Here is a 13,983-nt window from a genome sequence, read left to right on the forward strand (position 1 = left end):
CGGCCTTGCCTCGGCACAGGGGCGCGTATTAACTGCCGCCATGGCCTTCACCCTCCGTCAGTTGCAGTATTTCGTCGCGGTCGCCGAACAGGGTTCGGTCACGCGCGCAGCCCAGATCCTCTCCATCTCGCAATCCTCGATCACCGAGGCGGTGAAGGAACTGGAGAGCGACCTCGGCGTCGAGCTGTTCGAGCGCCATCCGCGCGGGCTGACGACCACGCATAACGGCCACCAGTTCCTGCGGCACGCGACCAAGATCCTGGCCAGCGTGTCCGACGCCCGGCGCTCGTTTGCCGAGGACCGGACGACCGAGAAGCGCCAGCTCAATCTCGGCGTCACCTCGCTGGTCGCCGGCTACGTGCTTTCCGACCTGCTCGCGCGCTACCGCCGCGCGTTCCCGGGCGTCGAGGTCAGCGCGATCGAGGACAACGGCTCCTACCTCGAACACCTGCTCATCGGCGGCGAGCTCGACGTCGCCGTGATGGTCATCTCCAACCTGCGCGACCGAATGGCGCTGCAGGCCGAGATCATCGAGACCTCGCCCTATCGCCTGTGGCTGCCGCTCGGCCATCCGCTGGTCTCTGCCGAGATCATCTCCGTCCGCGACATCGCCACGGAACCGCTGATCATGCTGACGGTGGACGAAATCGAGGAGAACACCGGCAAGCTGCTCTCCGCCCTCGGTGCGCGTCCGCACGTCGCCTTCCGGACGCGCTCGGTCGAGGCGGTGCGCAGCCTGGTTGCGACCGGCGCCGGCATCGCGCTGCTGCCTGACCTGGTCTACCGCCCCTGGTCGCTGGAAGGCGACCGCATCGAAAGCCGCGACGTCTCTGGCGCACTGCCGGTCGTCCAGGTCGGCATGGTGTGGCGCAAGGGCTCGAGCCTGCCGCAATCGGCGCGCGACTTCGTCGGCGTTGCCGAAGCCTTGCGCAGCGGTCGGGGACGCTAGCGGTCCCCGGCCGCTGCGCCCAGACGATACCCGCCCGCCATCGCCTCGCCGGATGACGCTTCCGCCCGGGAAGTGGTGCCCTGGCGGGTTCGCGTCAACAGTTAACCAGATGGTTGACTATTTTCATCCGCACGCCTATATTCAACCACATGGTTGAGCAACAGATCCAGCAGATGAACTCCGTCTTTCACGCCCTCGGCGATGCCACCCGCCGGCGCATGCTGCGCGATCTTGCCGATGGCGAGCGCACGGTGACCCAGCTGGCCGAACCCTTCGCGATCTCGCTCGCCGCCGCCTCGAAGCACATCAAGGTGCTGGAGAGCGCCGGGCTGCTTCGCCGCGAGGTGCGCGGGCGCACGCACCTGTGCCGGATCGAGCCCGGTCCGCTCGCCAGCGCCCACCAGTGGCTGAGCTTCTACGAGCACTTCTGGACCGACCGGCTGGCCGTGCTCGAGCAGATCCTTCGCAAGGAGGATGAAGGCAAGGCTTCCAACCCCCAAAAAGGAGACGACCGATGAACGAAATGGCGACCATCGAAAGCTATGGCCTGCTGGTCGAACCCGCTACCGTAAAGGTCCAGCGCCTTCTGCCCGGCCCCGTCGAGCGCGTGTGGTCCTATCTCACGGAGAGCGACCTGCGCCGCCAGTGGCTGGCCTCCGGCGACATGGACCTCACCGTCGGGGCGCCGTTCGAGCTGGTCTGGCGCAACGACGAACTGACCGACCCGCCGGGCCAGCGTCCCGAGGGCTTTCCGGAGGAGCACCGGATGCAGAGCCGGATCACCGAGATCGACCCGCTGCGCAAGCTTGTCTTTGCCTGGCCCCCGCGCGGCGAGGTGTGCTTCCGCCTCGATCCGGTCGGCAGCGACGTCCTGCTCACCGTCATCCACCGCCGCATCTCCGACCGCGCCAACACCGTCATGATCGGCGCCGGCTGGCACATGCACCTCGACATCCTGGTGGCGCGCGTGTCCGGCAGCAAGGAGCCCGGGCCGTTCTGGGACGGCTGGAGCCGGCTGCGGGAGGAATACGACCGGCGCATTCCGGCCTGACCGGGCTGCCGTTCGGCGCAGGCCGCCGCCCGTCGGGTCTGTTGCCTGCCCCCTTCCCGGGCGCCGTTCGGCGCCCGTCGCCCGCCCGCGCCAAATCCGCGGCCATCATCCAGATATCGGTTTTTCCGATATCGTTTATCTGATTAATGGATTTGCGAAAGCGGCGAAATGGGGGCACCTTACTTCCGGGAACAATACCGCACGACAAGCGGACAAACCGGGAGTCCACCATGAAGCGCTTACTGCATTCCTGCACTGCGTTGACCCTTTCCTTTGCCTTTGCCACCGCCGCCGTCGCCCAGGAGCCGCTGAAGGAACTGGGCCCCGGTGAAGGTGAGGTCTCGATCGTCGCCTGGGCCGGCTACATCGAGCGCGGCGAGACCGACAAGAACTTCGACTGGGTCACCGAGTTCGAGAACAAGACCGGCTGCACGGTCTCGGTGAAGACCGCCGCCACCTCGGACGAAATGGTCGCGCTGATGAACGAGGGTGGCTTCGACCTCGTCACCGCCTCCGGCGACGCCTCGCTGCGCCTGATTGCCGGCAAACGCGTCCAGCCGATCAACACCGATCTGATTCCGAGCTGGAAGGCGGTCGACGAGCGCCTGCAGAACGCGCCCTGGCACACCGTCAACGGCGTGCACTACGGCACCCCCTATCTCTGGGGCCCGAACGTGCTGATGTACAACACCAATGCCTTCAAGGGCGAGGCGCCGACCAGCTGGAAGGTGGTGTTCGAGGAGACGACCCTGCCGGACGGAAAGTCGAACAAGGGCCGCATTCAGGCCTATGACGGCCCGATCCATGTCGCCGACGCAGCCCTCTACCTGATGGCGCACAAGCCGGACCTCGGCATCAAGGACCCTTACGAGCTGAACGAGGACCAGTACAAGGCGGCGCTCGACGTGCTGCGCACGCAGCGCACCCTCGTCGGCCGCTACTGGCACGACGCGATGATCCAGATCGACGACTTCAAGAACGAGGGCGTCGTCGCCTCGGGGTCCTGGCCGTTCCAGGTCAACCTGATGCAGGCGGAAAAGCAGCCGATCGCCTCCACCTTCCCGCAGGAAGGCGTGACGGGCTGGTCGGACACGACGATGCTGCACGTCGACAGCGAGCACCCGAACTGCGCCTACATGTGGATGGAGCATTCGCTCTCGCCCAAGGTGCAGGGTGACGCCGCGGCCTGGTTCGGCGCGGTGCCGTCCGTCCCGGCGGCCTGCCAGGGCAACGCGCTGCTGACGGACGAGGGCTGCGCCAACAACGGCTTCGAGAACTTCGAGAAGATCAAGTTCTGGAAGACCCCGGTATCGAAGTGCGAGAGCCAGGGCGAGTGCGTGCCCTATCACCGCTGGGTGTCCGACTATATCGGCGTGATCGGCGGGCGTTGATGCCGATGCCCTCCCCCTGGCGGGGAGGATGGCCTTACCGGCCTGGAGGGGTTTGCCCTCGTTGACCGTGCAGCGTTTGCCCCTCCTGCCCTCTCCCCGTCCGCGGGGAGAGGAACGGGATCGGCCGGGCACCGCTTTGCCGGCCCCGGCGCAGACCGACGCCACCCGCGTCGTCCCGTTAGGGACAAACTGAAGATCGGAGTTTCCATGACCGCCGCCGTCCTGTTCGAGAACGTCTCCCGCCACTTCGGCGCCGTGCGCGCCGTCGACCGCGTGAACCTCGCCGTTGCCGAGGGCGAGTTCTTCGCCATGCTCGGCCCGTCCGGCTCGGGCAAGACCACCTGCCTGCGGCTGATGGCCGGCTTCGAGCAGCCGACCGGGGGGCACATCGAGATCTTCGGCGAGACCGCAGAGGGCGTGCCGCCCTATCGCCGCAACGTCAACACCGTGTTCCAGGACTACGCGCTGTTCCCCCACCTCTCGATCCTCGAGAACGTCGCCTATGGCCTGATGGTCAAGGGCGTCGGCAAGCAGGAGCGGCTGAAGGCGGCCGAGAACGCGCTCGACATGGTGCAACTCCCCGGCTATGGCACCCGCCGCCCCGGCCAGCTGTCCGGCGGCCAGCGCCAGCGTGTCGCCCTCGCCCGCGCCCTCGTCAACCGCCCGCGTGTGCTGTTGCTCGACGAGCCGCTCGGCGCGCTCGACCTGAAGCTGCGCGAGCAGATGCAGGAGGAACTGAAGGCACTGCAGAAGTCGCTCGGCATCACCTTCGTTTTCGTCACCCACGACCAGGGCGAGGCGTTGTCGATGGCCGACCGCATCGCCGTGTTCAACGACGGTAGGATCCAGCAGCTCGGCACGCCCGAGGACGTCTACAAGCGGCCGCAGACCCGTTTCGTCGCCGATTTCGTCGGCTCCTCGAACGTGCTGGCGCCGTCCTTCGTGCAGAGCCTCGGCTATCCGCCGCGCTATGCGAGCCTGCGCCCCGAGGCGCTGGTGCTGGGCGAAGGCGGCCCCGATCGCAAGCGCTTCTCCGGCACGGTCGTCGGCACGAGCTTCCTCGGCGCAACCAACCGGCTGACGGTCGAGACCGCGGGCACCCGCGTCGCCGCCATGGTGCCTGCCGCAGACACGCTCCCGCCGAAAGGCTCGGGCGTCACCCTCTCCTTCGCCGCCGAGGACCTGCACCTGATGGACGACGCGGCATGAGCGCGATCGCCGAAACGACCATCCTCGCCCGACGCGCGGGCACCTTCGGCCGGCTGTCGGATTTCTTCTGGCGCAATCCCAAGGTTCTGCTGCTGTTGATGCTTGCCCCGCCGCTGCTGTGGCTCGGCATCGTCTATCTCGGCTCGCTGTTCGCGCTGCTGTTGCAGAGCTTCTTCTCGATCGACGAGTTCTCCGGCCTGATCAACTACGAGTTCACGCTCGCCACCTACCGGCAGCTGCTGGCGCCGGCGAATTTCGACATCATCCTGCGCACGGTCGTGATGGCGGCACTGGTGACACTCGCCTCCGCCGTCATCGCCTTCCCGATCGCCTATTACGCTGCGCGCTACGCCCGCGGAAAATGGAAGGCGCTGTTCTACCTCGCGGTCATGCTGCCGCTCTGGTCGAGCTACCTGGTCAAGGTCTACGCCTGGAAGCTGATCCTTGCCAAGGAGGGCATTCTCACCTGGGCCTTCGCCAGGCTGCACCTGACCTGGCTGCTCGACGCCTGGCTGGCGCTGCCGGTCGTCGGCGGCAACTCGCTGTCGATCAGCTACACCGGCACGTTCATCGTCTTCGTCTATGTCTGGATGCCGTTCATGATCCTGCCGATCCAGGCCGCGCTCGAGCGGGTGCCGGGAAACCTGATCGAGGCCTCGGCCGACCTCGGCGGCACCCCGGCCCAGACCTTCCGCCACGTGCTGTTCCCGCTGGCGCTGCCGGGTATCATCGCCGGTTCGATCTTCACCTTCTCGCTGACGCTCGGAGACTACATCATCCCGCAGATCATCGGCTCGTCGCGCCTGTTCATCGGCCAGGCCGTCTATGCCCAGCAGGGCACGGCCGGCAACATCCCGCTCGCCGCCGCCTTCACCGTCGTGCCGATCGTCATCATGGGCTTCTATCTCTGGATCGCCAAAAGACAGGGGGCCTTCGATGCACTCTGACCGTTCCTCCTCCGCGCCCCTCGGGCTGAAGATCGCCGCGGCCGCCGGGCTCCTGTTCCTGCACCTGCCGATCCTTTTGATCTTCCTCTATGCCTTCACCACCGAGGAGAAGAGCTACCAGTTCCCGCCGCCGGGCCTGACGCTCGACTGGCTCGCCGTCGCCTGGAACCGGCCGGACGTCTGGCAGGCACTGGGCCTGTCCGTGCGGGTGGCCGCGATTGCGACCGCGACCGCGCTGGTGCTCGGCACGCTCTGCGCCGCCGCCGTCAGCCAGACGAAGTTCTTCGGCCGCGAGACGGTCTCGCTGCTCGTCATCCTGCCGATCGCCCTGCCCGGCATCATCACCGGCATCGCGCTGCGCTCGGCCTTTTCCTTTGCCGAGATTCCCTTCTCGTTCTGGACGATCGTGCTCGGCCACGCGACCTTCTGCGTGGTGGTGGTCTACAACAACGCCGTGGCGCGCTTCCGCCGCGTCTCCGGTTCGCTGATCGAGGCATCGATGGACCTCGGCGCCGACGGCTTCCAGACGTTCCGCTACGTGATCCTGCCCAACATCGGCACCGCGCTGCTCGCCGGCGGCATGCTGGCCTTCGCCCTGTCCTTCGACGAGGTGATCGTCACCACCTTCACTGCCGGCCAGCAGCAGACGCTACCGATCTGGATGCTGGAGGAACTGGTGCGCCCGCGCCAGCGGCCGGTCACCAACGTGGTCGCCATGGTCGTCGTGCTCGTCACCTTCCTGCCGATCCTGGCCGCCTACTACCTGACGCGCGAGGGCGACCAGGTCGCCGGCGCCGGCAAATAGAACAACGACTTTGACAGAGGGAGACCTTGTAATGGACACGCAGATGCTGATCGGCTCGCGCTTGGAGGCTGGCACCGAAAGCGAGGAGCACATCCTCAACCCGAAGACCGGCGCCACGGTCGTCGACCTGCCCGAGGCCTCGCATGCGCAGATCGACGCGGCCGTCTCGGCGGCGGAGAAGGCCTTCGTCTCCTGGTCGGCGACGACGCCCGGAGAGCGCGCCGGCTATCTGCTGCAGATCGCCGACGCCATCGAGCGCGACGCCGACGGCTTTGCCGCGCTGGAGGCGCTGAACTGCGGCAAGCCGATCAATGCCGTGCGCAACGACGAGATCCCGGCGATCGTCGACTGCTGGCGCTTCTTCGCCGGCGCGGTGCGGACCCTGCACGGGCCGGTGGCCGCCGAGTACCTGCCCGGCCACACCTCGATGATCCGCCGCGATCCAATCGGCATCGTCGGCTCGATCGCACCGTGGAACTACCCGCTGATGATGATGGCCTGGAAGCTGGCCCCGGCGATCGCCGGCGGCAACACCGTCGTCTTCAAGCCGTCGGAGCAGACGCCGCTGACGGCGCTGAAGATGGCCAAGGTGCTCGCCGACGTCCTGCCGGAAGGCGTCGTCAACGTCGTGCTCGGCCGCGGCGAGACGGTCGGCAACGCGCTGATCAACCATCCGAAGATCGGCATGGTCTCGATCACCGGCGACGTCGCCACCGGCAAGAAGGTGCTCGCCGCCGCCGCCAAGACGGTCAAGCGCACCCATCTCGAACTCGGCGGCAAGGCGCCGGTGATCGTCTATGACGACGCCGATCTCGACGCCGTCGTGAGCGGGATTCGCGCCTTCGGCTACTACAATGCCGGCCAGGACTGCACCGCCGCCTGCCGCATCTATGCCGAGGCCGGCATCTACGACAGGTTCGTCGCCGATCTCTCCTCGGCCGTATCGACGATCCGCTACAATCAGGCCGACGACGGCGACAACGAGATCGGCCCGCTGATCTCGAAGCGCCAGCGCGATCGCGTCGCGAGCTTCGTCGAGCGCGCCGCCGAGGTCAGCCACATCGAGATCACCACCGGCGGCAAGCAGGGCAGCGACGACGGCTTCTTCTTCCAGCCGACCGTCGTCGCCGGCGCGACCCAGGATGACGAGATCGTCCGGCGCGAGGTGTTCGGGCCGGTCGTCTCCGTCACCCGGTTCTCCGGCGAGGAGCAGGCGATCGGCTGGGCCAACGACAGCGACTACGGCCTCGCCTCCTCGGTCTGGACCAAGGACGTTTCCAAGGCCATGCGCGCCGCCGCCCGGCTGCAATACGGCTGCACCTGGGTGAACACGCATTTCATGCTCTGCAACGAGATGCCGCACGGTGGTGTCAAGCAGTCCGGTTACGGCAAGGACATGTCGGCCTACGCGCTCGAGGACTACACCGCCGTCCGCCACGTCATGATCAACCACGGCTGACACACCGCCGCGCCGGCCCGGCACCTGACCGTGCCGGGCCGGCTGCGCCTGACGATGCGGCGCCAGCGGGCCCGCCGCCGCCCCGCATGACTTGCCGCGTCCTGGTTGCCCTCGCAACCGGCCCAGCGCGGCCCGCGCCCGGCGCCATCCTGCGCATGGCCCCGCCTCATTTTTCGATTCCGGTTCCCGCCTTCGCCGGCAGCATCGCGCCGCAAGCCATCTGTTGCCTCGCGGCAACAGACACGAAAACATGATTATTTTGATCAGGTAAAACTTGCAGGCGAAAAAACTTGATGAAATTAGTCATCTTATAGTCAATCCCATCCAGAGAGTTCCCGCACGCCCATGACAGCCTCCCCCTTGCGCCATGCCCTTCGACTTGCCCTTGCCGGAACGTCGCTCCTTGCCCTCACGCACGCCGCGGCGGCACAGGAGGCGCCGCCGGCCGCCAGCGACGGCACGACGACACTGGAGGAGATCGTTGTCGACGGCGGCAGCGGCGGGGTGATCACCGCGGACGGCTATGTCGGCCTCAGCAGCGCCACCGGCGCCAAGGTCGACACGCCGTTCCTGCAGACGCCGCAGTCGGTGTCCTCCGTCACCGCGGCGCAACTGCAGGACCGCAACCCTCAGACCCTGCTCGACACGATCGCCTACACGCCCGGCGTGCGCGTGAACGCCTACGGCTTCGACCCGCGTTTCGACTCCTTCACCGTCCGTGGCTTCGACGTCACCTACAACGGCGTGTTCCGCGACAACCTGCGCCAGCCCGGCGCCGGGTCCTCGCTCTTCAAGACCGAGCCCTACGGGCTGGAGGGCGTCTCCATCCTGCGCGGCCCCTCCTCCGCCCTCTACGGCGCGTCCGGCGCCGGCGGCCTTTTCAACCTGGTCACCAAGCGCCCGACGGAAGAGACGCTGCGCGAGGTCCAGCTGTCGGCCGGCAGCCATGACCGCTACCAGGGCCAGTTCGACTTCTCCGGCGCCGTCAACGACACCGATCCCTTCTACTACCGCCTTACCGGGCTGGCCCGCTCCTCCGACACCGAGCAGGTCGGCGTCCCCGACGACCGCATCTACATCGCCCCGGCCTTCACCTGGCAGCCGGACGAGGACACGCGCCTGACGCTGCTCGGCGAGTATTCCTACACGAAGACGGGCGGCGCGGCCGCCTACTACTACGACAGCGCGGCCGGCGAGGTGACGGACTTCTTTGCCGGCAATCCGGCCTTCAACGATTCGGTCCAGAACCAGGGTCGCATCGGCTACGAGTTCGAGCATCGATTCAACGAGACCTTCACCTTCCGCCAGAACATGCGCGCCTCGACGCTCAACATCGACGCCGACTGGGCCTTCGCCTACGCCCCCAATGCGACCGATCCGACCCTGATCGACCGCAGCGCCGGCACGTTCGACGAACGCCTTTCGGCCGTCGTTCTCGACAATCAGCTGGTCTCCGAATTCGAGACCGGAGCGCTCGACCATACCCTGCTGACAGGTGTCGACCTGATGAAGCTGCGCTACCGTTCGCTCAACGGCTACGGCGTCTCCCCGCCGCTCGACACCAACGATCCGGACCGCGGCGATCCGGTCGACGCGATTCCCTTCACCGAGCGTGTCGACCAGGACCAGTGGCAGGTCGGGACCTACATCCAGGACCAGGTTCGCTACAACGCCTGGACGCTCACGCTCGGCGGCCGCTACGACTGGGTGACGACCGACACCGACGCAACCGACCTTGCCAGCGGCACGGTGACGCCGCTCGACCAGGACGACCGCGCCTTCTCCAAGCGCATCGGCCTGACCTACGAGTTCGACTTCGGGCTCGCGCCCTACGCCTCCTACTCGACCGCGTTCTCGCCGAACGCCGGCTTCAACCAGGAGACCAACACGCCGTTCAAGCCGACCACGAGCGAGCAGGAAGAGATCGGCGTGAAATATCTCCTGCCCGGCAGCAACACCATGCTGTCGGCCGCCGTCTTCAACATCGACCAGGACAATGGCCTCTACTACGAGGTGGTCGACCTGCCGACCGGGCCGGCGAACATCCAGGTCCAGCGCGGCAAGCTGCGCTCGCGCGGCGTCGAGCTCGAGGCCAACACCAGCCTCGACAACGGTCTGTCGCTCACGGCCTCCTACACCTACCTCCAGGCCAAGATCATCGAGGGGCCGGCAGGCACGGTCGGCAATGACGTCTCCTCGGTGCCGCGAAACCAGGCCGCGCTGTGGGCGTTCTACACCCTGCCGGAAGACACGGCCGCAAATGGCCTTGGGATCGGCGCCGGCGCCCGCTTCATCGGCCCCAGCTACGGCGACGACGAGAACGTCCTGGAGAACGGCTCGCGCGTGCTGTTCGACGCGGCCGCGCGCTACGACTTCGCCGCCCTCGACAAGAAGATGGCCGGCCTGACCCTGCAGGTCAACGCCACCAACATCTTCGACCGGCGCGACCCCGTCTGCTCGGCCGGCTTCTGCTACAAGGACCAGGGCCGAGCGGTCATCGGCTCGCTCAAATACACATGGTGACGGCTTGAGCGCGATCCCTCCCAGGGCTGACGAGACCGTCTTCGGGCCGCAGGGCCTGAGGGCGGTCTTTTCGGGCGAGCACGCCTGGTGCGGCGAGAAGATGGTGCTGTCGGCCGAGCTTGCGGATGCCGTGCCGCTGCGCGCCTTCTTCGAGGACGGCGCTTTCGCTGCCGCGCTCGACCGGCTCGCCGCCGCCCATGGCGGCGCCGACCGGCGTGCGGCCGCCTCGTTCTGGTCGCTGTACTACTTCTCCGCGCTCGCGATTCCCTATGTGGTAGCGCGCCGCGCCGCACTTCGGCTGCCGATCGCGATCGACACCATGACGATCGCGATCGGTGACGACGGACTGCCGCGGGCCTTCGGCCTCGCCCATGCCGGCGACTGGTGCGAAAGCGGCGACACGCTCGCCATGGTGGGGCCGCTGGTCGCCGACCATCTCGCCGAAGCGGTCGCCCAGTTGAAGCGGCTCGGCGGCATCGCGCCCAAGCTCGGCTGGAACAACGCCGCCGTCTATATCGACTATGCCCTGAACGCTACCCAGCCGTCCCCTCCGGCGGACGGCGACCACTGGCACGCCCGCCCGCTGTTCGAGGAGAAGGCGCTGCCGGACGGCTCGCCCAACCCCTTCTGCGGCTGTCTGCGCCACGAACGCGACGACGGCCAGATCCAGTGTCGGCGGAAGGTGTGCTGCCTGCGCTACATGCTGCCCGGCATCACGAGCTGCGGCGAGCTCTGCGCCCTGCCCGATCAAAGAAAGCAATGACATGCTCCGTATGCTCGTCCTCATCCTCTGCTGCGTGCTGCTGCCGGTCCAGATGGCGCGCGCCGAGGGTCGCTACCCGCTGACGGTCACCGATGCGCTCGGCCGCACGGTGACCATCCCGTCAAAGCCGAAGGCAATCCTGCTCGGTACGGGTTTCAACCTGGTGGCACTGTCGCTCGTGCATCCCGATCCGGTCAGCCTGCTGGCCGGCTGGGCCGGCGACATGAAGTCGGACAACCCGGCGATCTACGACAGCTTTGCCAGCAGGTTTCCTGCGATCGCCGACGTCCCGGTCATCGGTGACGGCACCGGCAACGGCTTCTCCTTCGAGACCATCCTGTCGCTGCAGGCGGACCTCGCCATTCTCGCCAACTGGCAGGTGGGCACCGAACTCGGCAAGCGCGCGCTCGCCTATCTCGACGAGATCGGCGTCCCGGTGGTCGTCGTCGACTTCAACGAGGACCCGCTGAAGAACACCGTCGTCAGCATGCGCCTGCTCGGCAAGGTGCTCGACCGCGACGCGCAGGCGGAGGCCTTTGCCCGCTTCTACGAGGAGCGGCTCAAGCGCATCCGCGGCCGGGCGGCGGAGCATCCCGAGCCGGGGCCGACCGTGCTGATGGACGCCTTCCCCAACGCCCAGGGTTGCTGCTATGCCTATGGCGTCGGCGGGCTCGGCGAGTTCATCGGCATCAACGGCAGCCGGAACATCGCTGCCGACCTGCCCCGCCAGGGCGCCTTCGTCAGCATCGAGTACCTCGTGGCCGCCGACCCGGAGGTCTATATCGCCACCGCCTCGCCGGGCGGCACCTACAGCAGCTTCTCGGTCGGCCCCGGCGTGCCGCCGGAAGAGGCGCGAGCGACGCTGCGGGAGGCGGTCGCCCGGCCGATCCTTTCCGACCTCAAGGCCATCCGCAGCGGCCGCGTCCACGGCCTGTGGAACTTCTTCAATGCCGTCCCGCTCAACATTCTCGCCGCCGAGGCTTTCGCCCACTGGCTGCGGCCCGAGCTGTTCCCCGACGTCGATCCCGACCAGACCCTTGCCGAAATCAACGCCCGCTTCGCCGCGGTTCCCTTCGAGGGCGCCTACTGGATCAGCCTGAAGTAGGCAGCGTTCGCCACGCGTCACCGACGCCCATCCCCAGATGGATGGTTGCGGAGGGCTTTTGGCCGCACGCGGTCCACGCTATATGGTTGGCGAGGAGGACGTTGATGGTCTGGGCCTTTGCTGTTGTCGCGGTAGCCACGCTCTATCTTGCCTTGCGCTACAGGCGCTTCCAGACCTGGGTCGAGCCCGTCCTGACCATCGTCGTCGCGATCGGGCTCACCGTCGCGATCCTGCTCTGGTTCACCGAGAATCGCAGCGTTGCCCCCGAACCCGTGCAGCCGGCAAACGTGATCACGGCGGACGAAATCGCACTGTCCGACATGCAGTTTGCGGTCGGCCAGCCGGTGACGAGCTACCGCGTCACCGGGACCGTCACCAACAACGGCGCGACCACGCTCCAGTCCTTTCGCCTCACGGTCGAGCTGGAAAACTGCCCCGGCGGCGCCTGCACGCCCGTCGGCAGCGACCGGGCGCTGATCATCGCCCGCGTGCCGCCCGGCCAGAGCCAGTCGTTCACGACCTACCTCGTCTTCACCCGCAGCGATCTCCTGCAGATCACCGCGCCGCAGTGGACGTGGTCGGTCAGCGACCTGCGGGCGCTCGGCCGCTAGCACCCGGGCCGCGGCCGCCAGCGCAGGTGCGGCTAGGCCGGCTCCGCGACAGCCAGTTCATCGAGCACCGCGGCCGTCCGCATGACGGTCGCGAACTCGTGGCGCAGCGTCGCGACATGGGCGCGGTGGATCTCCGCCGCCGGGATCGTGCCGCCCGCGCCATCGGGCAGATCGAAGCAGTCGCAGGCGTCCTCGACGAGAATGACGCGCAGGCCGAGATTGGCGCCGACCCGCACGCTGGTCGACACGCACATGTCGGTCGAGATGCCGAACAGCACGACCGTGTCGATGCCGAGCCGGCGCAGCCGCAGGTCGAGGTCCGTGCCGATGAAGGCGGCATTGACGCTCTTGGTCACCAGCGGCTCGTCCGCAAGTGGCGCGAACCCCGGCCGGAAGATATTGCCGGGCGTTCCGGGGCGAAGCGTGGAATTGGGCTCGGCGCTGTCGTGGCGGACGTGGATCACCGGCCGGCCGGCCGCACGCCACGCTGCCAGCAGCGCCAGCCCGTTCGCATCCAACCTGTCGTTCCAGCGCCGCGGCCAGGGTGCGGCATCGAAGGCTCTCTGCATGTCGATCGGAATGAGGGCAGCATTCTCGGGGATGGTCGGCATCGGCGTCTCCTTGAGGTGGATGACCGACAGATAGTTGCCTTCTCGTCCGGAAGCGCGCAACAAGACGACGGACATCCGGACATTCGTCCGGAGAAAGGGAGAATTTTCCGGATGAGCGAACTTGACGACAAGGACAGGCTGCTGATCGCCGCGCTGCGGGCCGACGCCCGCAAGAGCCTGGTCGAACTGGCGCGCGACAGCGGCCTGTCGCGCAGCGCCGTGCACGAACGGATCCGGCGGCTGGAGCAGCGCGGCGTGATCGCCGGCTACACCGTGCGCCTCGGCGTCGACCGGCAACGCGCCGGCGTCGAGGCGCTGATAGCGGTCGGCTTCCAGTCGGGCCGCAACTGCGACCACGTCGTGCCGCACCTGACCGGGATCCCCAGCGTCGTCACCTGCTGGTCGCTCGCCGGCCCGACCGATCTGATGCTGCTGGTCGAGTGCGCCTCCAACGCTGACCTCGACACCGTGCGCCGGCAGATCGCGACGACGCCGGGCATCGCGACGGTCCAGACGCACGTGTCGTTGCGCACGCACTTCGACCGCCGCGGGGGCTGAG

General features: G+C 67.4%; 15 protein-coding genes. 13 read left to right on the top strand and 2 right to left on the bottom strand.

Features of this window, described 5'->3' with window-relative positions:
• Positions 1 to 40: 40 nt before the first annotated feature.
• From ACXAGF_RS12555 to ACXAGF_RS12590, 8 genes are all read left to right on the top strand, one after another.
• On the top strand, positions 41 to 949 hold the full coding sequence (locus ACXAGF_RS12555; protein WP_475017498.1) for a LysR family transcriptional regulator: 909 nt from the start codon (positions 41 to 43) through the stop codon (positions 947 to 949).
• Between the two features lie 149 nt (positions 950 to 1,098).
• Positions 1,099 to 1,467: an ArsR/SmtB family transcription factor gene (locus ACXAGF_RS12560; RefSeq protein WP_475017500.1), complete on the top strand. Its 369-nt coding sequence runs from the start codon at positions 1,099 to 1,101 to the stop codon at positions 1,465 to 1,467.
• A complete protein-coding gene (locus ACXAGF_RS12565; protein WP_475017501.1) occupies positions 1,464 to 2,000 on the top strand; it encodes an SRPBCC family protein in 537 nt (178 codons plus the stop codon). The genes ACXAGF_RS12560 and ACXAGF_RS12565 overlap by 4 nt, the downstream gene beginning before the upstream one ends.
• A 230-nt stretch (positions 2,001 to 2,230) precedes the next feature.
• Positions 2,231 to 3,391, top strand: a complete 1,161-nt coding sequence (locus ACXAGF_RS12570) for an ABC transporter substrate-binding protein (RefSeq protein ID WP_475017502.1) — start codon at positions 2,231 to 2,233, stop codon at positions 3,389 to 3,391.
• 207 nt (positions 3,392 to 3,598) lie between these two features.
• Positions 3,599 to 4,600 (top strand): ABC transporter ATP-binding protein, encoded by a 1,002-nt coding sequence (locus ACXAGF_RS12575; RefSeq protein ID WP_475017504.1) that lies wholly within the window; start codon positions 3,599 to 3,601, stop codon positions 4,598 to 4,600.
• Positions 4,597 to 5,547: an ABC transporter permease gene (locus tag ACXAGF_RS12580; RefSeq protein ID WP_475017506.1), complete on the top strand. Its 951-nt coding sequence runs from the start codon at positions 4,597 to 4,599 to the stop codon at positions 5,545 to 5,547. The genes ACXAGF_RS12575 and ACXAGF_RS12580 overlap by 4 nt, the downstream gene beginning before the upstream one ends.
• On the top strand, positions 5,537 to 6,352 hold the full coding sequence (locus tag ACXAGF_RS12585; protein WP_475017508.1) for an ABC transporter permease: 816 nt from the start codon (positions 5,537 to 5,539) through the stop codon (positions 6,350 to 6,352). Before ACXAGF_RS12580 ends, ACXAGF_RS12585 begins: the two co-directional genes overlap by 11 nt.
• Positions 6,353 to 6,383: 31 nt before the next feature.
• Positions 6,384 to 7,811, top strand: coding sequence for a gamma-aminobutyraldehyde dehydrogenase (locus ACXAGF_RS12590; protein ID WP_475017511.1), 1,428 nt, complete (start codon positions 6,384 to 6,386; stop codon positions 7,809 to 7,811).
• A gap of 166 nt (positions 7,812 to 7,977) precedes the next feature.
• Here ACXAGF_RS12590 and ACXAGF_RS12595 read toward each other — a convergent pair whose 3' ends face one another.
• Positions 7,978 to 8,118 carry a hypothetical protein gene (locus tag ACXAGF_RS12595; RefSeq protein WP_475017512.1) on the bottom strand — a complete coding sequence of 47 codons (141 nt, stop codon included), beginning with the start codon at positions 8,116 to 8,118 and terminating at the stop codon, positions 7,978 to 7,980.
• 38 nt (positions 8,119 to 8,156) lie between these two features.
• Here ACXAGF_RS12595 and ACXAGF_RS12600 point away from each other — a divergent pair, with 38 nt between their 5' ends.
• From ACXAGF_RS12600 to ACXAGF_RS12615, 4 genes are all read left to right on the top strand, one after another.
• Positions 8,157 to 10,334 (top strand): TonB-dependent siderophore receptor, encoded by a 2,178-nt coding sequence (locus ACXAGF_RS12600; protein ID WP_475017514.1) that lies wholly within the window; start codon positions 8,157 to 8,159, stop codon positions 10,332 to 10,334.
• Positions 10,335 to 10,434: 100 nt separating this feature from the next.
• Positions 10,435 to 11,097 (top strand): siderophore-iron reductase FhuF, encoded by a 663-nt coding sequence (fhuF, locus tag ACXAGF_RS12605; RefSeq protein ID WP_475019276.1) that lies wholly within the window; start codon positions 10,435 to 10,437, stop codon positions 11,095 to 11,097.
• Position 11,098: 1 nt separating this feature from the next.
• Positions 11,099 to 12,202: an ABC transporter substrate-binding protein gene (locus ACXAGF_RS12610; protein WP_475017516.1), complete on the top strand. Its 1,104-nt coding sequence runs from the start codon at positions 11,099 to 11,101 to the stop codon at positions 12,200 to 12,202.
• Positions 12,203 to 12,306: 104 nt separating this feature from the next.
• Positions 12,307 to 12,813, top strand: coding sequence for a hypothetical protein (locus ACXAGF_RS12615; protein ID WP_475017517.1), 507 nt, complete (start codon positions 12,307 to 12,309; stop codon positions 12,811 to 12,813).
• Positions 12,814 to 12,845: 32 nt separating this feature from the next.
• On the opposite strand, the gene ACXAGF_RS12620 is transcribed toward ACXAGF_RS12615, so the two are convergent.
• On the bottom strand, positions 12,846 to 13,424 hold the full coding sequence (locus ACXAGF_RS12620) for a cysteine hydrolase family protein (RefSeq protein WP_475019277.1): 579 nt from the start codon (positions 13,422 to 13,424) through the stop codon (positions 12,846 to 12,848).
• A gap of 111 nt (positions 13,425 to 13,535) precedes the next feature.
• On the opposite strand from ACXAGF_RS12620, the gene ACXAGF_RS12625 reads away from it, so the two are divergent.
• A complete protein-coding gene (locus ACXAGF_RS12625) occupies positions 13,536 to 13,982 on the top strand; it encodes an Lrp/AsnC family transcriptional regulator (protein ID WP_475017519.1) in 447 nt (148 codons plus the stop codon).
• The last annotated feature ends 1 nt before the right edge of the window (position 13,983 follow it).

The sequence above is a fragment of the Mycoplana sp. ABR4_002 genome (assembly GCF_056159645.1).